This is a genomic window from Cellulosimicrobium cellulans, from assembly GCF_016907755.1.
Lineage (GTDB): Bacteria > Actinomycetota > Actinomycetes > Actinomycetales > Cellulomonadaceae > Cellulosimicrobium > Cellulosimicrobium cellulans_D.
Genome location: NZ_JAFBCN010000001.1, coordinates 3,665,657 through 3,686,970 on the forward strand (window position 1 = coordinate 3,665,657; position 21,314 = coordinate 3,686,970).

The 21,314-nt window shown below is 74.4% G+C and carries 16 protein-coding genes; 5 read left to right on the top strand and 11 right to left on the bottom strand.

Annotated elements, in window-relative coordinates:
- Nucleotides 1-2: 2 nt before the first annotated feature.
- From JOE63_RS15985 to JOE63_RS15995, 3 genes are all read right to left on the bottom strand, one after another.
- Nucleotides 3-575, bottom strand: a complete 573-nt coding sequence (locus JOE63_RS15985) for a M15 family metallopeptidase (RefSeq protein ID WP_204542566.1) — start codon at nt 573-575, stop codon at nt 3-5.
- Complete coding sequence (locus tag JOE63_RS15990; protein WP_204542567.1) at nt 572-1,567, bottom strand: hypothetical protein; 996 nt, start codon at nt 1,565-1,567, stop codon at nt 572-574. Before JOE63_RS15990 ends, JOE63_RS15985 begins: the two co-directional genes overlap by 4 nt.
- A 74-nt stretch (nt 1,568-1,641) precedes the next feature.
- Nucleotides 1,642-2,067 (bottom strand): hypothetical protein, encoded by a 426-nt coding sequence (locus JOE63_RS15995; RefSeq protein WP_204542568.1) that lies wholly within the window; start codon nt 2,065-2,067, stop codon nt 1,642-1,644.
- 178 nt (nt 2,068-2,245) lie between these two features.
- Between JOE63_RS15995 and JOE63_RS21115 the strand changes: the two genes are divergently transcribed.
- The gene (locus JOE63_RS21115) at nt 2,246-3,469 is read left to right on the top strand and encodes a sensor histidine kinase (protein ID WP_204542569.1); all 1,224 of its coding nucleotides are present in this window, start codon (nt 2,246-2,248) and stop codon (nt 3,467-3,469) included.
- Between the two features lie 98 nt (nt 3,470-3,567).
- The gene (locus JOE63_RS16005) at nt 3,568-4,224 is read left to right on the top strand and encodes a response regulator (protein ID WP_087472450.1); all 657 of its coding nucleotides are present in this window, start codon (nt 3,568-3,570) and stop codon (nt 4,222-4,224) included.
- 79 nt (nt 4,225-4,303) lie between these two features.
- Here JOE63_RS16005 and adhE read toward each other — a convergent pair whose 3' ends face one another.
- The gene (gene adhE / locus JOE63_RS16010; RefSeq protein ID WP_204542570.1) at nt 4,304-7,048 is read right to left on the bottom strand and encodes a bifunctional acetaldehyde-CoA/alcohol dehydrogenase; all 2,745 of its coding nucleotides are present in this window, start codon (nt 7,046-7,048) and stop codon (nt 4,304-4,306) included.
- Between the two features lie 210 nt (nt 7,049-7,258).
- Here adhE and JOE63_RS16015 point away from each other — a divergent pair, with 210 nt between their 5' ends.
- Nucleotides 7,259-9,445 (top strand): prolyl oligopeptidase family serine peptidase, encoded by a 2,187-nt coding sequence (locus JOE63_RS16015; RefSeq protein ID WP_204542571.1) that lies wholly within the window; start codon nt 7,259-7,261, stop codon nt 9,443-9,445.
- A 7-nt stretch (nt 9,446-9,452) separates the two neighbouring features.
- Here JOE63_RS16015 and JOE63_RS16020 read toward each other — a convergent pair whose 3' ends face one another.
- The 4 genes from JOE63_RS16020 to JOE63_RS16035 form a co-directional block, all read right to left on the bottom strand.
- Nucleotides 9,453-9,788, bottom strand: coding sequence for a hypothetical protein (locus JOE63_RS16020; protein WP_204542572.1), 336 nt, complete (start codon nt 9,786-9,788; stop codon nt 9,453-9,455).
- 461 nt (nt 9,789-10,249) lie between these two features.
- The gene (locus JOE63_RS16025) at nt 10,250-12,727 is read right to left on the bottom strand and encodes a glycoside hydrolase family 65 protein (RefSeq protein ID WP_087469472.1); all 2,478 of its coding nucleotides are present in this window, start codon (nt 12,725-12,727) and stop codon (nt 10,250-10,252) included.
- On the bottom strand, nt 12,724-13,497 hold the full coding sequence (locus JOE63_RS16030; protein WP_204542573.1) for an HAD family hydrolase: 774 nt from the start codon (nt 13,495-13,497) through the stop codon (nt 12,724-12,726). The genes JOE63_RS16025 and JOE63_RS16030 overlap by 4 nt, the downstream gene beginning before the upstream one ends.
- 169 nt (nt 13,498-13,666) lie before the next feature.
- A complete protein-coding gene (locus JOE63_RS16035) occupies nt 13,667-14,716 on the bottom strand; it encodes a hypothetical protein (RefSeq protein ID WP_204542574.1) in 1,050 nt (349 codons plus the stop codon).
- A gap of 173 nt (nt 14,717-14,889) precedes the next feature.
- Here JOE63_RS16035 and JOE63_RS16040 point away from each other — a divergent pair, with 173 nt between their 5' ends.
- Entirely contained in the window at nt 14,890-15,318 is a 429-nt protein-coding gene (locus JOE63_RS16040; protein WP_157759433.1) for an ester cyclase, read from the top strand.
- Here JOE63_RS16040 and mnmA read toward each other — a convergent pair.
- Both mnmA and JOE63_RS16050 read right to left on the bottom strand, forming a co-directional pair.
- Nucleotides 15,291-16,469: a tRNA 2-thiouridine(34) synthase MnmA gene (gene mnmA, locus JOE63_RS16045; RefSeq protein ID WP_204542575.1), complete on the bottom strand. Its 1,179-nt coding sequence runs from the start codon at nt 16,467-16,469 to the stop codon at nt 15,291-15,293. The two genes, JOE63_RS16040 and mnmA, sit on opposite strands and share 28 nt — an antisense overlap.
- Nucleotides 16,466-17,749, bottom strand: coding sequence for a cysteine desulfurase family protein (locus JOE63_RS16050; RefSeq protein WP_204542576.1), 1,284 nt, complete (start codon nt 17,747-17,749; stop codon nt 16,466-16,468). Before JOE63_RS16050 ends, mnmA begins: the two co-directional genes overlap by 4 nt.
- Before the next feature lie 220 nt (nt 17,750-17,969).
- Between JOE63_RS16050 and JOE63_RS16055 the strand changes: the two genes are divergently transcribed.
- Nucleotides 17,970-19,016 carry an aminoglycoside phosphotransferase family protein gene (locus JOE63_RS16055; RefSeq protein ID WP_204542577.1) on the top strand — a complete coding sequence of 349 codons (1,047 nt, stop codon included), beginning with the start codon at nt 17,970-17,972 and terminating at the stop codon, nt 19,014-19,016.
- Nucleotides 19,017-19,091: 75 nt separating this feature from the next.
- On the opposite strand, the gene JOE63_RS16060 is transcribed toward JOE63_RS16055, so the two are convergent.
- Nucleotides 19,092-21,227: a PhoX family protein gene (locus tag JOE63_RS16060; protein WP_087469476.1), complete on the bottom strand. Its 2,136-nt coding sequence runs from the start codon at nt 21,225-21,227 to the stop codon at nt 19,092-19,094.
- Nucleotides 21,228-21,314 lie beyond the last annotated feature (87 nt).

Sequence of the window (21,314 nt, forward strand, 5' to 3'; positions counted from 1 at the left end):
GATCAGCCCCACCCGTGGGACGCGTCGTCGTACATCGGGGGGCACGTCCCGCCGGGCTCGACGGCGGCCTCGAAGTGCCACAGCTCGTTCGCGTACGTGCGGCACAGGCCGAACTCCGCGCCGTGCTGCTCGAGCCACAGGGCGCCGTCCGTCGGCCCGACGTCGATCGCGAGCCCCGCGACGTGCTCGGACGACTCGGGCGGGAGCACCCACCGGTGCGCCTCCTCGGGCGACCCGTAGCGCTCGAGCGCGGCGTCCACGAGCTCCTGCTGCTCGGCCGCGGTGCGCCACCCGGACGTGAGGGTGAGCTCGACGCCGTCGGCGTCCGCCGCCGCCCGTGCCACGTCGAAGCGCCGCTCGAGCTCCGGGTCGAGGCCCGTCGCGGTCTGCGGGCGCAGCGTGGGCGACGGGTCGGCGACGGCGCCGCCGTCGGGCGTCGACACGGTGAGGTACGTGATCGCGCCCACCGCGCCGAGCGCCCCGACGACGAGGACGCCGGCCACGGCGCGAGCCGCGCGACGGGGACCGGGACGGCCAGGGACGTGGCGGGCGGGACGGAGGGGTGTCGTGGTCATGCCTCGAGGCTCGCCCGCCGCGACCCCTCGCCACATCGACCCGACGGCGGCACCTGGCCCCCGCCGTCCGGCGCACCTCCCTCGGTCCGGTCCACCCGAGGTCCGACTCCCTCTCCGCCCGCGGGCGGGGTCCCGGCCCTACCGTCCGCGGGAGGTGTCACGCGCGAGGCGGCCCGCAGCCCGGTCGGCACCGCGACCGCGGCGACCGTGAGGACCCACGCGGAGTAGTCCAGGCCGAGGAACACCCAGATGCTCGCGTGCATGGCCGCCACCGCGGCCGCGAACGGGATCCTCGTGACGCGAACGGCGAGCCAGAGGGGCGCGGTGAGCTCGAGGACGAGCGCACCTGTCGCGAGCGCGCGCGTCAGGACCGGCTGGTCGGCGACGACACGGGTGAGCCCTTCCCCGAGCGGGGACGTCCCCTGGCGCAGGACCCACGCCATGCTGTCGCCGAACGCCCAGGCCGGTCCGCTGTGGACGAGCTTCTGCACGCCCGTGAGGAGGTAGACGCAGCCCACGACCGCGAGCGCCCCGTGGACCGCCCACCCGGACCGCGCGACCGTACCGGGCCCGGGTCGCGCCGGCACGGTGGCCGCGAGCAGCACGACGCCCACCGTGATGGTGAGGACGTCGTTGTGCAGCACCTTGCCCGAGCTGCCCCACAGGGCCGTGAGCAGCACGTACGCGCCCCACGCGACGGCGAACCCGACGCGCGCGCGCACCCGTGCGAGCGCGAGCGCCACGCCGAGGAGACCCACGACCTGCAACCCGACGAGAGGGGCCACGGGCACGGCGAACGGGAGCCAGCCGAACGGCGTCGGGCCGCCGGTGAGGACTGCGGGCCGGGCGGCCACGAGGGTCCAGTCCCGGCCGAGCAGCCGCAGCCCGATCACGACGGCGACGAGGGAGTGGACGAGGACGAGCGTGCGTTCGGGCACGGGCCTCAGCAGTGCGGAGTCGATCACCCGCGCGCGCCGGACCACGGCGGCCACGAGATCGACCCGCGCGGTCGAGACCGGCCCTCGGAGGGTCGACCTCGCGACGGGCGGGTCGATCTGACGGGACCTCACGGCCGTACCTCCACCACGACCTCGCGCGACACCTCGGTCCGCGACAGATCGGCGCCCACCGTCCGCGCGACGCGCTCGACGCGGACGACGTCGACGTCTCCGGGCGTCAGGTGCGCGGCGTCGAGCCAGGCGCGCACCATGGCGCGCTGCCGCTCCGGCTCCTGGTCGGCGACGTCGTCGAGGAGGTCGGCCGTCGTCGCGAGGACGGGGTTGCCCGCATCGAAGCGCACGAGGGACCGTGCCCCGTCGGGACGCACGGCGACGAGCTCGAGCCCGGTGGCCGTGCTCGTCCGTACCGTGCTGAACAGCCGGAACGACGTGAGCGGCCACGCCTCGGTGCCCGTGGCCGCGGTCGCCAGGAGCAGGCCGACGACGCCGTAGGTGACCACCCGTGCGCGGGCCGGTTCGGGGATTCTCCGCATGGCGGCGAGCGTCCCGTGGTCTCGCGCGCCGCCGCATCGGCCCGGCGGCGGGGACGCGCCCCGCCCGAGGGCGGGCAGGTCGCACCGGGTGGCCTCCGCCCTGGGGCGGAGGCAGGCGCCCCGGCCTGCCCGCCCGGGGACGGTCCCCCGGCACGGGACGTCCCGCTACCGTGGACGGGTGCCCCAGCTCACCCGTCTGCCCGTGTGGGCGCAGGACCTCGCGACCGCGCTCGCCGCGGGCTTCGTGTGGTTCGCGGTCATCACCGTGATGGAGAGCGGCGACTACTGGTACCCCCGCACCCCCGAGTCGTACCGCGTGGCGGGGCTGTGGATCGTCCTGACCCTCGCCCTGCGCCGGGTCCTGCCGGGCCCGCTCTTCTGGGCGACGGCGATGCTCTACCCCCTCGCCCTGCCGTGGACCATGCAGACGCCGTTCGAGCTCCTCCCGCTCCTGGTCGCGGGGTTCGCCGCGACCCGCTCGGGCGCCGTCCCGTGGGCGCTCGCCGGCCTCGCCGGCGGCCTCTCGGCGTTCGCGATGCAGCTCTGGTCCCGACCGCACCTGACGTTCCCCCCGACCCCGTTCTCCCCGCGGTGGATCGGGCTCGGCCGGTCGCCGTCGGACGTGCTCCTCGCCCTCGCGCTCGTCCTGGGCGCGGTCGCGGCCGGCTACTTCTTCCGCCGCCTCGCGGTGACCTCCGAGCGGCTGCGCGAGCGCAACGCCGAGCTCCAGGCCCTCCAGGCGGAGCTCGCCGAGCGCGCGGTGCTCGCCGAGCGCACGCGCATCGCGCGCGAGCTGCACGACGTCGTCGCGCACCACATGTCCGCCATCGTCGTGCGGGCCCAGGCCGCGGACCGCGTCGCGGCGAACCGCCCCGAGGCTCCCGCCGAGGCGGTGCGCTGGATCAGCGACGAGGGCAAGCAGGCGCTGACCGCGATGCGGTCGGTCGTGCAGGTGCTGCGCCGCGGGAGCGAGGCCGACGGCGGGACCGCAGCCCTCGCCCCGACACCGGACGGCACTCGTGCCCCCGACGAGCTGCGCGCGGCCGCACGCCGCCTGCGCGACGCGGGCCGCGCCGTCGACCTCTCGCTCCCCCGCCCCTGGCCGGCGACGGACGCCGAGTCCGGGCTGGCCGTCGTCCGCATCACCCAGGAGGCCCTGACCAACGTGCTGCTCCACTCGCTCGCCCCCGACGTCACCGTGACCGTGACCGACGACGCCGCCGACCTGCGCCTGCGCGTCCACGACCCGGGCCCGCCCCTCCCGAGCGCCGGGGGGCGCCAGGGCCACGGCCTGACCTCCATGCGCGAGCGCGCGCTCGCCGCCGGGGGCGAGCTGTCCGCCGGGCCGGACGGGCGCGGCGGCTGGACCGTCGAGGCGCGCATCCCGCGGGAGACCGCGTGACCGGCACCGTGCCGGGCGCGGACGGGAGCGGCGCCGCGCTCCCCCCGGTCCGCGTCGTCGTCGTCGACGACCAGTCCACGATCCGCCTCGGCCTGCGCATGATCCTCGAGAACGAGCCGGACGTGACCGTCGTGGGCGAGGCCGGGGACGGAGAGACCGCGGTGACGATGGCGCGCGCGCTGCGCCCCGACGTCGTGCTCATGGACGTGCGCATGCCGCGCCTCGACGGCATCGAGGCGACCGCACGCATCGTCGCGGACCCCGACCTCGCCGCGGTGCGCACGCTCGTCCTCACGACCTTCGACGACGACGAGTACGTGTACGGCGCGCTGCGTGCCGGGGCGGCCGGGTTCCTGCTCAAGGACGCCGACCCGCAGACCCTCGTCGACGCGGTGCACCGCGTCCGCGCGGGCGACTCGCTGCTCGACCCGGCCGTCACCGGACGCATCATCTCGACCTACGTCGAGCTCGCGCGGCACGCGCCGCTCGGGCACCACGCCGACGGGAACGGCGCCGACGGGAGCGGCGACCCCCGGACCGGGCTGGACGCCGCCACCCCGCGCGAGCGCGAGGTGCTGCTCGCCGTCGCGCGCGGGCTGTCGAACCGCGAGATCGGCGCCGAGCTGCACCTCACCGAGGCGACCGTGAAGAGCCACGTGCGCTCGCTGCTCACGAAGGTCGGGCTGACCAACCGCGTGCAGCTCGTCATCCTCGCCTACGAGGCCGGGCTCGTGCGGCCCGGGGCGCACGGCTGACGTCTCGGGAACGCACGGAGCCCGACGGCGGAAGGGGACTCGCGCCGTCGGGCTCCGGGTTTCGTGGGGCCGGGAAGGGTCAGCCGGCCGCCACGGTCTCGGCAGGCGGGGTCGCCGTCTGCCCGTCCTCGGCGCTCGCGGCCTCGTGGGCCGCGAGACGCTCCGCGCGCACGACCTCGCGGCTGCTGCCGCGGTAGGCCGCGACGAGGATGTCGCGCATGTCCTCCAGGACCGGCATCCGCGGGTTCGCGGGGGCGCACTGGTCCTCGAACGACCGGAGCGCGAGGTCGTCGAGACGGCTCAGGAACGCCGTCTCGTCGACGCCCTGCGCCGCGAACGTCGACTCGATGCCGACCTTGGCGCGCAGCTCCTCGACCGCCTTCGCGTACGACTCGACGCCCTCCTCCGGGGTGGAGGCCGGAAGGCCGAGGTGCTTCGCGATCTCCTGGAACCGCTCCGGGGCCACGTAGCGCTCGTACTTGGGCCAGCTCGTGAGCTTGGTGGGCACCTGGCCGTTGTAGCGGATCACGTGCGGCAGGAGCACCGCGTTAGTGCGCCCGTGCACGAGGTGGAAGGTCGAGCCCACGGTGTGCGCCATGGCGTGCACGATGCCGAGCATCGCCGAGCCGAACGCCATGCCCGCGATGGTCGCCGCGTTGTGCATCTTCTCGCGCGCCTTCGGGGCCGCCGCGCCCTGGGTGACCGAGTCCTCGATGTGCTCGAAGACCATCTTGATCGCCTGCAGGCACAGCCCGTCGGTGAAGTCGTTCGCGTAGACGGAGACGAACGCCTCGGTGGCGTGCGTGAGGGCGTCGAAGCCCGAGTCGGCCGCGAGCTTGGCGGGCATCGTGTCCGTGAGTACCGGGTCGACGATCGCGACGGTCGGGGTGAGCGCGTAGTCCGCGAGCGGGTACTTGAAGCCCGTCTCCGGGTCGGTGATGACCGCGAACGGCGTCACCTCCGCGCCGGTGCCCGACGACGTCGGGATGCACACGAGCTTGGCCTTGCCCCCGAGCTCCGGGAACTTGTACGCGCGCTTGCGCACGTCGAAGAACTTCTCGCGCATGTCGGAGAACTCGATCTCCGGGTGCTCGTAGCGCAGCCACATCACCTTGGCCGCGTCCATGGGCGAGCCGCCGCCGATCGCGATGATCGTGTCGGGCTCGAAGTCGCGCATCGACTCGGCGCCGCGGTTCACGGTGCCGACGCTCGGCTCCGGCTCGACCGCGTCGATGATCTGGATCGCGACCTTCTCCTCGCGGCGGGCGAGGACGTCGAGCACGCGGTCCACGACGCCGATGCGGCTCATGACCTTGTCGGTGACGATCGTGACACGGTGCACGTCGCGCATCTGCGCGAGGTACTGGATCGAGTTGGGCTCGAAGTACGTCTTGGCGGGCACCTTGAACCACTGCATGTTGTTGTTGCGCCGCCCGATCCGCTTGACGTTGATGAGGTTGACCGCCGACACGTTGTTCGACACCGAGTTCGCGCCGTAGCTGCCGCAACCGAGCGTGAGCGACGGGAGCAGCGCGTTGTAGATGTCGCCGATGCCGCCGAGCGACGTCGGGCTGTTCCACAGCACGCGCACGGCCTTGACCCGCGAGCCGTAGCGCTCCACGAGGTCCGCGTCCGCCGTGTGGATGGCCGCCGAGTGGCCCAGGCCGTCGAGCTCGACCATGCGCTCCGCGAGGCGGACGCCGTGCTCGGTGTCGCGCGCGCGCAGCACCGCGAGGACCGGCGTGAGCTTCTCGCGGCTCAACGGCTCCTGCGGGCCGACGTCGTCGATCTCCGCGAGGATGATCGAGGTGTCGTCGGGAACCTCGAAGCCGGCCTCGCGCGCGATCCACACGGGCGACTTGCCGACGACCTTCGGGTTGAGCTTGGCGCCGGCGCAGTTCGTGCCGCTCGCCTCGACGCCGAAGATGAGGCGCTCGAGCATCGCCTTCTCGGCGGGCGTCGTGCGGTAGGCGTGCAGCCGGGCCAGCTCGCGCATCGCGTCGTCGTAGATCACGTCGTCGAGGATGAGCGCCTGCTCCGACGCGCAGACCATGCCGTTGTCGAACGCCTTCGACATGACGACGTCGTTGATCGCGCGGCCGAGGTCGGCGCTCTTCTCGACGTACGCGGGGACGTTGCCCGCCCCGACGCCGAGCGCCGGCTTCCCGGCCGAGTAGGCCGCGCGCACCATGCCGTTGCCGCCCGTGGCGAGGATGAGCGCGACGCCCGGGTGGTGCATGAGCGTGTTGGTCGCCTCGATCGACGGGTGCTCGACCCACTGGATGCAGTCGTCGGGCGCGCCCGCCGCCACCGCGGCGTCGCGCACGATGCGGGCCGCCTCGACCGACGAGCGCTGGGCGCTCGGGTGGAAGGCGAAGACGACGGGGTTGCGCGTCTTGAGCGCGATGAGGGACTTGAAGATGGTGGTCGACGTCGGGTTGGTCACCGGCGTCACGGCGCACACCACGCCGACGGGCTCGGCGATCTCGACGACGCCCGTGAGCTCGTCGCGGCCGATGACGCCGACCGTCTTGAGGTTCGCCATCGAGTTGGGCACGTGCTCGCACGCGAAGATGTTCTTGGTCGCCTTGTCCTCGAACACGCCGCGCCCGGTCTCCGCGACGGCCATCTGCGCGAGGTGGCCGTGCTGGTGCAGGCCCGCGACCGACGCCTTGAGGACGATCCGGTCGACGTCCTCCTGGGTGAGGCTCATGTACTGGTCGAGCGCCTTGCGGGCCCGCTCGACGAGGCCGTCGATCTCGTGCGTCGTGCGGGTGTCCTCGGTGCGGTTCTCGACCTTCGTGCTGGCGCTCTTCGCGCTCATGCGTCCCCTCCGGTGCCCGGCCGAGGCCGGGCGTCGGGCCGTGGGTGCTGCCAGGGCCGGATTGCCCCGGCTCCTTCAGCGGTCTCTCTACTTGTGAATGTTTTCACAAGCCTCGCGCTCCCACAAGGCCGGGAGCCCCTCCGGGGCCCAAGGTCCCGGCCGACTCGTGACCTCCGCACCACCGGTCCCACCGCCGTAGGGTGGGGGACCATGACCGCCGAGCAGACGACGAGCCCCTCGCTCTCGCCCGAGAGCCCCACCGAGACCACGCTCCCCGACGACGGCGCGCCCCACGACCCGTACCTCTGGCTCGAGGACGTCGAGGGGGACGAGGCCCTGACCTGGGTCCGCGCACGCAACGCCGAGGTCGCCGACACGCTCGAGGTCGCCGAGGAGTTCACGACCACCGAGCGCGCGATCCGCGAGGTGCTCGACTCCGACGCCAAGATCCCCGAGGTCTCCAAGATCGGGGACCGCTACTACAACTTCTGGCGCGACGCGCAGCACGAGCGCGGCCTCTGGCGCCGCACGACGCTCGAGTCCTACCGCACGGACGACCCCGAGTGGGAGACCGTGCTCGACCTCGACGCGCTCGCCGCCTCGGAGGGCGAGTCCTGGGTCTGGCACGGCGCGAGCGTGCTGCGCCCGACGCCGGAGCAGCTCGCCGCGGGGGACCCCTGGCGCCACGCGCTCGTCGAGCTCTCCCCCGGAGGCTCCGACGCCGACGTCACGCGCGAGTTCGACCTCGTCGAGAAGCGGTTCGTCGCCCCCGGCGACGGCGGGTTCCTCCGCGCCGAGGCCAAGGGCTCGCTCGGCTGGGTCGACGCCGACACCGTCTACGTCTTCACCGACTTCGGCGCGGGCACGCTCACGCCGTCCGGGTACCCGCGCGTGGTCAAGCGCTGGACGCGCGGCACCCCGCTCGAGGACGCGGCGACCGTCTACGAGGGCACCGACGAGGACATGTACATTTCCGCCTGGCGGTCGCACACGCCCGGGTTCGAGCGCGACTTCGTGCACCGCTCCAAGGCGTTCTACGCCGACGAGCTCTACCTCGCCGAGCGCACCGGCACGCCCGAGCAGCGCCTGACGAAGATCGACGTGCCCGACTCCGCCGAGGTCGGCGTGCGGCGCGAGTGGATGCTCGTCGAGCTGCGCGACGACTGGACCGTCGGCGGCGCGACGTACCGCGCGGGCTCGCTGCTCGTCGCCCGGTTCGACGACTTCCTCGCGGGCGACCGCGGCTTCACCGTGCTGTTCGAGCCCACGGCGACGACGTCGCTCGCCGGCGCGACGTGGACACGCCACCACCTCGTGGTCAACGTGCTCGACGACGTGAAGAACCGCCTGCACGTGCTGACGCCGCCGGAGGCCGACGACGCGCCGTGGGTGCGCTCGGAGCTGCCGGGCCTGCCCGCGCTCGGCACCGTCGCCGTCGGCGCGGTCGACCCCGTCGACACCGACGACCTCTGGCTCGTCACGACCGACTACCTCACCCCGACGACGCTCTCGCTCCTGACGCTCGGCGAGCACCCGGGCGACGCGAGCGCGCCCGAGGTCGTCAAGTCCAACCCGGCGTTCTTCGACGCCGCAGGCATGACGGTCGCCCAGCACTTCGCCACGTCCGACGACGGCACGCGCGTGCCGTACTTCGTCGTCGGCCGCGCGGACCTCGTCGCCGGTGCGAGCGACGGCGGCACGGGCACCGCGCCGACGCTGCTGTACGGGTACGGCGGCTTCGAGATCTCGCTGACCCCCGCCTACTCGGGCGCGCTGGGACGGGCGTGGCTCTCGCGCGGCGGCGTGTACGTCGTCGCGAACATCCGCGGCGGTGGCGAGTACGGCCCGGCCTGGCACCAGGCCGCGCTCAAGGCGAACCGGCACCGCGCCTACGAGGACTTCGCCGCCGTCGCGCGCGACCTCGTGGCCCGCGGGATCACGACGCACGAGCACCTCGGCATGGAGGGCCGCTCCAACGGCGGCCTGCTCGCCGGCAACATGCTCACGCAGTACCCCGAGCTCTTCGGCGCCGTGATCGTGGGCGTCCCGCTGCTCGACATGCGCCGCTACACGAAGCTCCTCGCCGGGGCGTCGTGGGCCGCGGAGTACGGCGACCCGGACGACCCCGAGCAGTGGGAGTTCATCCGCACCTTCTCGCCGTACCACCTGTTCGACGCCGAGCGCGAGTACCCGCCCGTGCTGTTCACGACGTCGACCAAGGACGACCGCGTCCACCCCGGCCACGCGCGCAAGCTCGCCGCGAAGATGCTCGGCGAGGGCAAGGACGTCACCTACTACGAGAACATCGAGGGCGGCCACGGCGGCGCCGCGAACAACGCCCAGGCGGCGCACATGGCCGCCGTGCACTACCGCTTCCTCGCGGAGCGCCTCGGCTGACGTCCGCTCAGGAGTCGTCGTCCGCGACGACGGGGACCAGCACCACCTCGTCGTCGCGGACCACGATCTTCTCGTCCGGGCACACCGGCCCGTCCACGACCTCCTCGGCGCCCGACGCCCGCACGACCGTCACGGCACCCGGCGTACAGCCGTAGTCGAGAAGCACGACGCCGCCGTCGGCGGTCACCTCGGCCTCCTCGTCCCCCGTACGGACGATCACGTCACCCCCGCTGTCGTTGGCGACCTCCAGGTCCCCGCCGCCGTCGCACGCCGACAGCACCGCCCCCACGCAGACGACCGCGACTGCGACGGCCCACGCGCGCCCGTACCGACGACCATTCATCTCTTCCCCCGCGCTCGACCGACCCACTCTCGTCGGCAACCTACCGCCGTCGGCGCATCGCGACCGGGGACGACGCGAGGAGGTTCCTGGCAGTTCCCGCGAGCGCGTCCCCGGCGTGGGGCCAGGTCCCGTGCCGGCGTGGCCGGGTCCACGACGCGTGGTTGGGTCTCGGGCCGCGGGGCCGGGTCCGCGGCGGAGACCGCATGCGGCAGTGGGAAGGTGAAGGCGAACCCGACAGGCGGGCGGTCGCCCGGCTCAGCGCCGACCGGGGTGAGACGACGCCGGGCGGGGTGGGTGGTGGTGCCGCGTCGTGGCGGGCCTGGCGGGAGCCGCGAGGAACGAGCGGCGGATGGTAGACGCGGCACCACCACCCACCCCGACCACCCGACCCGACCACGCGCCGTCGAGCACAAGAACCACGGTTCTACCTCACGCAACCACGGTTCTACCTCGGCGTGAGGTCAGGAGTGCGGGACCGTCGCCGTGATGAGGGTGCCGTCGTCGCGGCGGTTGCCGGAGAGCGCGCGCAGGCTCGGGCGGCCGGGCTTCACGGGGCCCTGACCGTCGAGCGCGACGCGCGTGACCTCACCCGGCACGACCTTCACCCGCTCGCCGCGCACGGTGACCTGCGCGCCGTCGCCGGTCTCGGCGTCGAGCTCGATCGCGTCGGGGAGCACGGTGACGCGCAGGCGCGAGCCGTGCCACTGGACGCGGAACGTCAGGGACTCCCACTCCTGCGGCAACCGCGGGTCGAAGGTCAGGTCGCCCTCGGAGTCGCGCATGCCGCCGAACCCGCACGCGAGCGCGGACCACGTGCCGCCCGCGGAGGCGACGTGCACGCCGTCGGCCGCGTTGGCGTGGAGGTTCGCGAGGTCGACGAACAGCGACGACACGAAGTACTCGAGCGCGAGCTCGTGGTACCCGACCTCGGCCGCGACGATCGACTGCACGACGCCGGACAGCGTCGAGTCGCCCGTGGTCAACGGGTCGTAGTACTCGAAGTCGGCGAGCTTCTCCTCCGCCGTGAAGTGCTGGCCCTGGAGGAACAGTGCGAGCACGACGTCGGCCTGCTTGAGCACCTGGTAGCGGTAGATGACGAGCGGGTGGTAGTGCAGCAGGAGGGGCCGCTTGTCGGCGGGGGTGTGCGCGAGGTCCCAGATCTCGCGCTCGAGGAAGTGCGAGTCCTGCGGGTGGATGCCGATGCTCTCGGCGTACGGGATCGACATGTGGTCGGCCGCGCGGACCCACTCGGCGGCCTCGTAGGCGCCGAGCCCGAGCCGGTCCACGAGGAGCGCGTAGTCCTCGGGGTGCTCGGCCTTCATGCGCTCGACGACGATCGCCGCCGCACGCAGGTTGAACCGCGCCATGACGTTGGTGAAGAGGTTGTCGTTGACGACGGTCGTGTACTCGTCGGGGCCGGTGACGCCGTGGATGTGGAAGTTGTCGTCGCCGTTGGCGCGCCAGAACCCGAGGTCCTCCCACATGCGCGCGGTCTCGACGAGGACGTCGACGCCCTCGCGGCGCAGGAAGTCGACGTCGCCCGTGGCGCGCACGTACTGCACGAGCGCGTAGCTGACGTCGGCGTCGATGTGGTACTGCGCGGTGCCCGCGGCGTAGTAGGCGGACGCCTCCTCGCCGTTGATGGTGCGCCAGGGGAAGAGCGCGCCCTTCTGCGACAGCTCGCCTGCACGGCGGCGGGCGGCGTCGAGCATCTGGTAGCGGAATCGCAGCGCGTTGCGCGCGTACCGGGGGCTCGTGTAGGTGAGGAACGGCAGGACGTAGATCTCGGTGTCCCAGAAGTAGTGCCCGCTGTACCCGGAGCCCGTGAGGCCCTTGGCGGGGACGCCGTTGCCCTCGGCGCGCGCCGTGGCCTGGGCGAGCTGGAACAGGTTCCACCGCACGGCCTGCTGGACGCCGGGCTGGCCGGGGATCTCGACGTCGGAGCGCGCCCAGAAGTCGTCGAGCCACGCGCGCTGGAGCGCGATCTGGGCGTCGACACCGGTCTCCTGCGCCCGGTCGAGCGTGCGGCGGCAACGGTCGACGAGCTCGCGCGACGGCACGCCGCGCGACGTGTGGTACGCGACGAGCTTGGTGAGCCGGATGGGCCGACCCGGCTCCGCGTGGATGCGGAACACGTGCTTGGCGAGGTCCTCGTCGACCTGCGTGCGCACGTCCCACTCGTTCTCGGTCTCGAGCAGGTCGTCCGCCGCGACGGCGAGCGTCATGCCCGAGTTGGTGGCGCGGTAGGAGAGGACGAGGCGCTCGTCGTCGCCCCACTGTGACTGCGGCTGCAGCACGCGCCCGGCGAACTGGTCGGACTTGCGCGGGTCGAACCCCTCGCCGAGCGACGCAGAGCGCACGTGGTACTCGTCCTGCCCGTCCTGGCGGTTGAGGATCTGCGACGAGATCGCGACGGGCGCCGCGGCGTCGAGCAGCGTGACCTCGAACGTCATGATCGCCAGGTGCCGCTCGACGAACGACACCATGCGCTCGGAGCGGATCTGCACGCGCTTGCCGGACGGCGTGCGCCACAGCAGCTCGCGGCGCAGGACGCCGTCGCGCAGGTCGAGCGACCGCTCGTAGTCGACGAGGTCCGCGACGGGGAGCAGGAGCGGCTCGTCGTCGACGTACAGCCGGATGACCTTCGCGTCGGGGACGTTGACGATCGTCTGCCCGACGCGGGCGAACCCGTACGCCTCCTCGGCGTGCCGGATCGACCAGGTCTCGTGGAACCCGTTGACGAACGTGCCGTGCGAGTGGGACTCGCGCCCCTCCTCGACGTTGCCGCGCATGCCGAGGTAGCCGTTCGCGACGGCGAAGAGCGTCTCGGTCACGCCGAGGTCCTCGGCGGAGAACTGCGACTCGACGAGCCGCCACGGCTCGGCCGGGAAGCGCAGGCGGTCCACGGTGCTCTGCTCGTCAGCGGTCTTGCGGATCACGCGCTCTCCTCGTCAGGTCGTGCGGTCGTGGTCGACGCCGCGGCGGCGCGCGGGCGGTCGAGGACCGTCGCGTCCAGGTCGCCCAGGTCGGCGACGACGACGTCGGCCCCGTGCGCGCGCAGCGCGTCGGCGCCCACGCCGCGGTCGACGCCGAGCACGAGCCCGAACCCGCCTGCGGCGCCCGCCTGGACGCCCGAGAGCGCGTCCTCCACGACGATCGCTGCCGCGGCCGGGACGCCGAGGAGCTCGGCCGCCCGCAGGTAGGTGTCGGGGGCCGGCTTGCCGGCGATGTGCTCGCGCGCGGCGACGTTCCCGTCGACGACGACCTCGAACCGGTCCGCGAGCCCCGCCGCGGCGAGGACCGCGGGCGTGTTGCGCGACGACGACACGACCGCGACCGCGGCCCCCGCGTCGGTCACGGCGTCGAGGAAGCGCACCGAGCCCGGGTAGGGCGCGATGCCCTCTTCGGCGAACATGCGGTTGACGATCTCGTCCTTGCGGTTGCCGAGCGCCGTCACCGTGCCGTCGCCGGGGGCGTCGGACGCGTCCCCGCGGGGCAGCTCGACGCCGCGCGACGCGAGGAAGGTCGCGACGCCGTCGTACCGAGGCTTGCCGTCGATCGACGCGAAGTAGTCTGCGGCGGTGTAGGGGGCGAGCCCGTGCGCCGCGCAGTAGGGCGCGAACAGGCGTTCCCAGGCGCGCATGTGGATCTCGGCGGTCGGCGTGAGGACGCCGTCGAGGTCGAACAGCACGGCTCGCAGCAAGGGCATGGGGGTCCTTCGCGGTGAGGGGACGGGATCGGCGCCGGGCCACGTCCGTGCCGTCCGGAGAGCCGGGGCGCGGCCGTCCGCACGTCGCCGTCGTGACCGCCGCGCGAGGTCAAGCGTACGCACGACGAGCGGTGCGCGGGAAGCCGCCGAGCCGACGCCCAGGTAGCGCTCAGGCGTGGGCGCGCTCGGCCAGGACGTCGGCGACGCGGCCGAGGTTCGCGAGCAGCGCGCGGTGCTCGTCGGGGGTGCCCACGACGCCGCGGCCCGGCCCTCCCCCGGCCGCGCGCGAGGCGCCCAGGAGCGTCACGTCGTCGAGCGCGGCGAGCGGGAGCCCGATGCGGCGCCACGGCACGCTGACCGCGTCGGCGAGCTCGCCCAGCGCGGGGCCGGCACACTGCGACACCTTCGCGGGCGGGAGCGCGGCCCAGAGGCCGACGCCCCGCTCGACCGCACGGGCGACGGTCTCCCACAGCCGCTCGTCCCACGCGCCGACCGCGAGGCCGACGGCGTCCGCGCCCGCGAGCACGACGGGCGCCACCCCCACCCGGGCGGGCCCCACGTGGACGACGGTCGACGCCGACGCGGCGCGCGCGGCGTCGAGCACGGGCCGCAGCCCCTCCACGAGGTCCGGGCCCGGTACCGCCCGCAGGCGCGAGTAGCCCGAGAACGACGGGAGCACGCCCGCCCCGACCTGGGCGAGCAGCGGCTCGTCGACCTGCACGACGACGTCCGCCCCGGGGACCTGCCGGCGCACCTGCGCGACGTGGTCACCCACGGCCACGGCGAGCGCCTGCACCACCTCGCGCACCGCTCCCCGGTCGGACAGCACGCGGTCGCCGCGCGCGAGGTAGAGGTCGGCGGCGAGCGTCCACGGCCCGGTGACGGTCACGGCGAGCGGACCGGAGTACCCGGCGCCCGCGATGGCGAGCGCCTCGAGGTCCTCGCGCAGGTACGCGTCGGCCCGGCGCAGGTCCGCACCCCCGTGGTCCGCGAGCTTCCAGCCGTGCGGCCCCAGCTCGACCGGGAGGCCGGGCAGCAGCGCGGCCGTCCGCCCGGTCGCGTCCGCGCCGGGGCCGCGCCCCGCGAGCTGGACGAGGAACGGCACCCCGCGCACGCCCGTCGGGACCTCGGCGAGGTCGCCGAGCACGGTGAGCTGCGCCTCCAGCACGTCCGCGCCCTCGCCGCCGGGCCACGGGCCGAGCCCGCTCACCGCGGTCACGCCGCGCCCCCGCACGAGCCCTCGGCCCGGGCGCCGCCCGACCTCTCGTCACGAACCACGTGCCGTCCACCTCTCTTCAGGAGCACACTAGGAAACCGAGCCGTGCCGCGACCCCGCCGGGGTCCGGGGGCCGCGCGGCCGCCTAGCACGAGGGTGTGCGGAAGGGCCACGACATGGGCACGCACGAGAACAAGGCCACGGCGGTCGCCGTGCACACGCGCGCGATCCCCGGCAACCACGGCGACGCGCTCGCGACGCTGCTCGCACCCGGGTTTCGCAACCACGACACGTCGCCCGGCTGCGAGGGCGGCGCCGACGCGCTCCTCGCGATGATGCACTGGTACGACGAGGCGTTCGAGGACCAGCGCGTCGAGATCCTGCACGCGGTCGCCGAGGGCGACCTCGTCGCGCTGCACGTCGAGCTCAGCGCGCGGCACACCGGGTTCTTCCGCGGCGTCGCCCCGACGGGCCGTCGCTTCCAGGTGCGCGAGATGCACGTGCTGCGCTTCGCCGAGGGCCAGGAGGTCGAGCACTGGTGCGTGCGCGACGAGTCCGCGCTCGTGCGCGCGCTCGCTCACCCCGCGCCCGTCGGCGTCGGCTGACCGGCTGACCGACCTGCCGACCGTGCCGCCGAGCGGTAGGCGCGGTCCACGGTGGCCTGGCCGAGCACGCGCGCGCCGGCGTAGACGACGAGCGACTGCCCGGCCGCGACGCCCCGGAGCGGCGTGCCCGTGAGCTCGACCTCCATCGCGTCGCCGACGGCCCGGACCCGGGCCGCGACCGGGGCACCGTGCGCGCGGACCTGCACCTCGACGTCGGCCTGCTCCCCCGCCGCCGGGCGCGCGTCGTCGAACCAGACCGCCGCGCCGGCCTCGACGCGGTCGACGCTCAGCAGCTCGGTCGGCCCGACGACCACGCGGTTGCTCGCGGGCTGCACGTCGAGCACGTACCGCGGACGGCCGTCCGGTGCGGGGCGGTCGATGCCCAGGCCCTTGCGCTGGCCGACGGTGTAGGCGTAGGCGCCGTCGTGCTCGCCGAGCACCGTCCCCTCGGCGTCGACGATCTCGCCCGGGCGCGCGCCCAGCCGGTCGCGGAGGAAGCCCTGGGTGTCGCCGTCGGCGACGAAGCAGATGTCGTACGAGTCGGGCTTCGCGGACACCGACAGCCCACGGCGCGCGGCCTCGGCGCGCACCTCGTCCTTCGACGCGAAGTCCCCGAGCGGGAACATCGCGCGTGCCAGGCGCTCGGGGCCCATGACCGCGAGCACGTAGGACTGGTCCTTCGCCGAGTTCGGGGAGCGGTGCAGCTCCTGCACGGGGCGCACCCCGCCCGGCGCGGACGCGTCGGCCGCCTCGCGCGTCACGACGCGCGCGTAGTGGCCCGTCGCGACGGCGTCGAAGCCGAGCGCGGTCGCCTTGTCGAGCAGCGCCTCGAACTTGATGTGCTCGTTGCAGCGCACGCACGGGTTGGGCGTGCGACCCGCCTCGTACTCCGCGAGGAAGTCGGCGACGACCGTGTCCTCGAACCGCTCCGAGAGGTCCCACACGTAGTACGGGATGCCCAGCACGTCGGCCGCGCGCCGCGCGTCCCCCGCGTCCTCGATCGAGCAGCACCCGCGCGAGCCGGTCCGGAACTGGTCGCGGTTGCGCGACAGCGCCATGTGGACGCCCACGACCTCGTGCCCCGCCTCGACGGCGAGCGCCGCGGCGACGGCCGAGTCGACACCGCCCGACATGGCGGCCAGGACCCTCACGCGGCACCTCCCGCGCGGGTCGGGACCGCGGTGCGGGTCGGGACCGCGGCGCGCGTCGGTCCGGACGCGAGCCCCGCGGCCCGCGCACGCTCGACGGCGGGGGGCAGGGCGTCGAGGAGGCGCGCGACGTCGTCGGGCGTGGACGTGGCGCCGAGCGTGAACCGGAGCGCGCCGCGCGCGTCCTGCTCGGGCATGCCCATCGCGAGCAGCACGTGGGACGGCTGCGGCACGCCGGCCTGGCACGCGGAGCCGGTCGAGGCCTGCACGCCGGCGGAGTCGAGCAGGTAGAGGAGCGAGTCGCCCTCGGCGCCGCGGAACGTGAAGTGCGCGTTGCCGGGCAGGCGGACGGCGGCGGGGCCCCCGGACCCGGGCTCGGGCCCGCTGAGGAGCGCGTCGGGGACGCGCTCGCGGACGCCCGCGACGAGCTCGTCGCGCAGCGCCCTCAGGTGGGCCGCGCGCTCCTCGCGGTGCGCGACGGCCTCGGCGACCGCGACGCCGAACGCGCGGATCGCGGGCGCGTCGAGCGTGCCGGAGCGCACGCCGCGCTCCTGGCCCCCGCCGTGCAGGACGGGGGTGAGGGGCGCGTCGCGCCGGGCGACGAGCGCGCCGACGCCGACGGGGCCGCCGAGCTTGTGGCCGGACACGGTCATCGCGTCGAGGCCGCTCGCCGCGAAGTCGACCGGGACCTGGCCGACCGCCTGGACCGCGTCGGAGTGCACGGGGATGCCGTGCGGGCGCGCGAGCTGCACGACCTCCTGGACGGGCTGGAGCGTCCCGACCTCGTTGTTCGCCCACATGACGGAGATCAGCGCGATCTCGTCGGCGTGCTCCGCGACCTCGGCCCGCAGCGCCGCGAGGTCCACGCGGCCGTCGCCGTCGACGGGCAGGAGCACGATCTCGGCGCCGGCGTGCTCGGCCATCCAGAACGCGGGGTCGAGCACCGCGTGGTGCTCGACCGCCGAGACGACGATCCGCCGGCGGCGCGGGTCGGTCGTGCGCCGGCCCCAGAACAGGCCCTTGATCGCGAGGTTGTCCGCCTCGGTGCCCCCCGCGGTGAACACGACCTCGCTCGGGCGCGCGCCGAGCGCCGCGGCGATCGACTCGCGCGCCTCCTCGACCGTGCGACGGGCGGCACGCCCCGCGGCGTGCAGCGAGGACGGGTTGCCGGTGCGCGACAGCTCGTCGACGAAGGCCTCGCGCGCCGCCGCGGACAGCGGCGTCGTGGCGGCGTGGTCGAGGTAGGCCGCCGTCGCAGGGACGGGGCCGGAGGCGTGGGTCACGGTCACCCAGTCTACGAACCATCGCGGCACCCTCGTTCCGAGGGGTGGGCGGCGCTGGACATCCCGGCAAGAAGCGCTAGGTTGTCAGAGGTCTGCGCCCGGCCGTCGCCGGGCGCTCGTCCTGGTCGCAGGACCGCCGTCGCGCGCCACACGTCGCCGCGGGACGGAAACGTGCCGAGGACGAGACCGTCCAGCCACCGACAGGGGAAGTGGCATCTCGATGCCCGACGACGCCGCACGGCCCGCCGTCGAGGCCGCCGGAGACGTCCCGGTCGCCTCGGGCGGCGGTCGCCTGCTCTGGGGAGACCTGCCGCTCGCGCTGCGCGACGAGCTCGAGGCCGTCGCCGGCGGGCGGGTCGTGCAGGAGCGCTCGATCTCGTCCGGGTTCAGCCCCGGACTCGCCTCCGTCCTCACGTTCGACGACGGTGCCCGCCTCTTCGTCAAGGCGGCGCGGACCGCGGACGAGCCCGTGGCGGCCAACCTCCACCGCGCCGAGGCGAAGGTCGCGACCCGGCTGCCCCGCGACGTCCCGGCCCCGCGCTTCGCGTGGGGTCACGGGGACGGCGACTGGATCGCGCTCGCCTTCGAGGTCGTGGACGGGCACGTGCCCGCCACGCCCTGGGACCCCGACGAGCTCGACCGGGTCCTGACCACCCTCGTCCGCGTCGCGTCCGTCCCGGGGGCCCGTGCCATGCGCCTGCCGCCGACCGGGCCCGACTTCGCCGACATGGCGACCGGGTGGCGAGCGCTGCGCGAGGACCCCGACCCGCGCCTGGCCGCGGTCTCGCCGTGGGCCGCCGCGCACCTCGACGCGCTCGCGGAGGCCGAGCGCGGGGCGCTCGTGGCGTGCGAGGGCGAGTCGTTCGTGCACGGCGACCTGCGCGCCGACAACGTCCTCCTCACCCCGGAGAAGGTCTACCTCGTCGACTGGCCGCACGCGTCGCGCGGCGCCGCCTGGCTCGACCTCGCGATGTTCCTGCCCAGCGTCGTCATGCAGGGCGTCGTGGACGTCTGCGAGCCGGTCACGGTGAGCGCCGACACGACCCGACGCGCGCGCGGCGGCGCGTGGGCGGCGTCGACCTTCGCCGCGCACCCCCTCGGGAGTGACGTGCACCCCGCCGACCTGCGGTCGGTCGTCGCCGGGATCGCGGGATACTTCCTGCACTCCGCGCGCAAGCCCGCCGTCCCGACGATCCCCCGCCTGCGCGCGTTCCAGCGCGCCCAGGGTGTCGCCGCCGTCGCGTGGCTGGAGCACCTGGGTCTCTGAGCGGGCCTCCGAGCGGACGACGGAGGGGCCCCGCGCCGTCGCGACGCCGGGCCCCTCGGTCGTGCGGGAGTCGCGTCAGTCGCGCCACACCTGGACGACGGACGGCCGCGGGCCGGCGAAGGCGCCCGTCGGGACCGGGGTGCCCGGCGTCAGGTAGTCGGGGAAGTACGACGCCTGGGCGTCGAACGTGCCGTCCTCGCCCGGGTGCTGGACCGCGACGTAGACCATGCGGTCCGTGGAGTCCACGAGGGGCCCGCACGTCTCGGCGCCCCGCGGCACGGAGAGGAACTGCTCGACGCGGCCGCGCTCGCGGCCGTCGAGCGTGACCTTGAACAGCCCGTCGCACTTCTGGATCGTGCTCGGCTGCCCGTCGGTCGAGATCCAGAGGTTGCCCTCGGCGTCGAACGCGAGGTTGTCCGGGCAGGAGATCGGGGAGACCTTCTCCTTCGGGTAGCCCGAGAAGTAGGTCGAGGCGTTCGTGGCCGGGTCGCCCGCGACGAGCAGCAGGTTCCACCGGAACGTCAGGGCGGCGGCGTCGTCGCCGTCCTCGACGATCTCCACGACGTGCCCGTCGCGGTTGGTGTTGCGGGGGTTCGGCTCGGTCGCGGCCTCGACCGCCGCGGGCCCGCGCGAGGTGTTGTTGGTGCACGCGACGTAGACGCGGCCCGTGACCGGGTTGGGCTCGACGTCCTCCGGGCGGTCCATCTTCGTGGCCCCGACCTGGTCGGCAGCGACGCGCGTGTAGACGAGCACCTCCTCGAGGCTCATGCCGGCGACCTGGCTCCGCCCGTCCAGGACGAGCGGGACCCACTCGCCCCGGCCGTCGAACGCGCCGTCCGACGGGACCGCGCCCGAGCCGTCGATCTCGGCCACCGGGGAGTCGCCCGTGAAGCGCGCGACGTACAGCGAGCCCTCGGTGAGCAGCGTCTTGTTGTGGCGCCGGGCGCCCTCGCTGTTGCCCGGGCGCATCGTGCGCGAGGAGACGAACTTGTACACGTAGTCGAAGCGCTCGTCGTCGCCCATGTACGCGACCGCGTTGCCGCGCCGCGAGAGGATCACGTTGGCGCCCTCGTGCTTGAAGCGGCCGAGCGCGGTGTGCTTCACCGGCGGCTCGTCCGGCGCGTACGGGTCGATCTCGACGATCCAGCCGAAGCGGTGGGGCTCGTTCTCGTACCCGGGGTTGCGGGCGTCGAAGCGCGGGTCGTCGAGCTCCCAGCCGTACCCCGTCGCGGCGTCGCGCAGGCCGTAGCGCGCGTCGTGGCCCGTGCCCGACGTGCGGAAGTAGCCGTTGAAGTTCTCCTCGCCCGAGAGCACGGTCCCCCACGGGGTCGTGCCGCCCGCGCAGTTGTTGAGCGTGCCGAGCACACGCGTCCCCGACGGGTCCGCGACGGTCTTGACGAGGTCCGTGCCCGCGACCGGGCCCGTCAGGCGGAACTCGGTCGAGAGGTGCACCCGGCGGTTGTACCGGCTGTCCGCGACGTAGTCCCACGGGGTGCCCGTGCGGCGGCGGCCCACCTCGACGACGGACATGCCGTGCGCGGCGCGCTCGATGGCGCGACGCGTCGGGGCGTCGTACGAGGCGTCGAACATGATCGCCGGGTTGGTGTACTCGTGGTTCGCGACCAGCAGGCCGCGCGTGCCCCGGCCGGGGCCCTTGCCCTTGCCCTGAGCGCCCGCGAGGGCGTGCTGGCGCTCGAACGGCAGGATGTCGAGGTAGTCGTTGTTGTAGCCGAACTGCTGGGCCTGGGCCTCAGGCGTCTGGCGCGCGACGTCGAACGGCCGGGCGCCGCGCAGGATCGGGTCGCCCCAGCGGATCACGGGCCGCCACCGGTAGCCGTCGGGGACGACGAACGCGTCGCGCGCCGCCGGCTGGGGCGAGATCGCGCCGAAGGCCAGGCCCTTCTGCGGGCGGCCTCCGCCGTGGCCGCCACCGTGGGCGGGCAACGCCTGGGCGGCAGCGGCCGGGGCGCCGACGGTCTGCGCGCCGAGCACGACGGCCGCCGCGCCGACCGCGAGCCCGCCCAGCAGCGCGCGCCGCGACATCGCTCCCGCGACGACGTCGCGGAACGTCTCGTTGGCGCTCTCGTTGGGGACCGGGTGCGAGCACGCGTCCGCGCACTTCAGCCGGCAGGTGACGGGGCTGCGCTTGCCGCGCGCGTGCGGCGCGACGGAGAGCAGGGGGCGATGCTCGGGGGCAGGCGTGATCGTCATCGGTCGTCTCCACAGGTCGGGGGGCTTCCCCGTCACCGGGGAGTCGGCCCCGACGCTAGGAACGGTCGATGACCGGCCGGCCACCGC

Bases quoted from the DNA above. Each gene is read 5' to 3' on its own strand.
- JOE63_RS16040 (WP_157759433.1), top strand. From the start codon at position 14,890: ATGGGCACGCACGAGAACAAGGCCACGGCGGTCGCCGTGCACACGCGC.
- JOE63_RS16005 (WP_087472450.1), top strand. From the start codon at position 3,568: ATGATCCTCGAGAACGAGCCGGACGTGACCGTCGTGGGCGAGGCCGGG.
- JOE63_RS16055 (WP_204542577.1), top strand. From the start codon at position 17,970: ATGCCCGACGACGCCGCACGGCCCGCCGTCGAGGCCGCCGGAGACGTC.
- adhE (WP_204542570.1), bottom strand. From the start codon at position 7,048: ATGAGCGCGAAGAGCGCCAGCACGAAGGTCGAGAACCGCACCGAGGAC.
- JOE63_RS16030 (WP_204542573.1), bottom strand. From the start codon at position 13,497: ATGCCCTTGCTGCGAGCCGTGCTGTTCGACCTCGACGGCGTCCTCACG.
- JOE63_RS16020 (WP_204542572.1), bottom strand. From the start codon at position 9,788: ATGAATGGTCGTCGGTACGGGCGCGCGTGGGCCGTCGCAGTCGCGGTC.
- JOE63_RS15995 (WP_204542568.1), bottom strand. From the start codon at position 2,067: ATGCGGAGAATCCCCGAACCGGCCCGCGCACGGGTGGTCACCTACGGC.
- JOE63_RS15985 (WP_204542566.1), bottom strand. From the start codon at position 575: ATGACCACGACACCCCTCCGTCCCGCCCGCCACGTCCCTGGCCGTCCC.
- JOE63_RS16015 (WP_204542571.1), top strand. From the start codon at position 7,259: ATGACCGCCGAGCAGACGACGAGCCCCTCGCTCTCGCCCGAGAGCCCC.
- JOE63_RS16060 (WP_087469476.1), bottom strand. From the start codon at position 21,227: ATGACGATCACGCCTGCCCCCGAGCATCGCCCCCTGCTCTCCGTCGCG.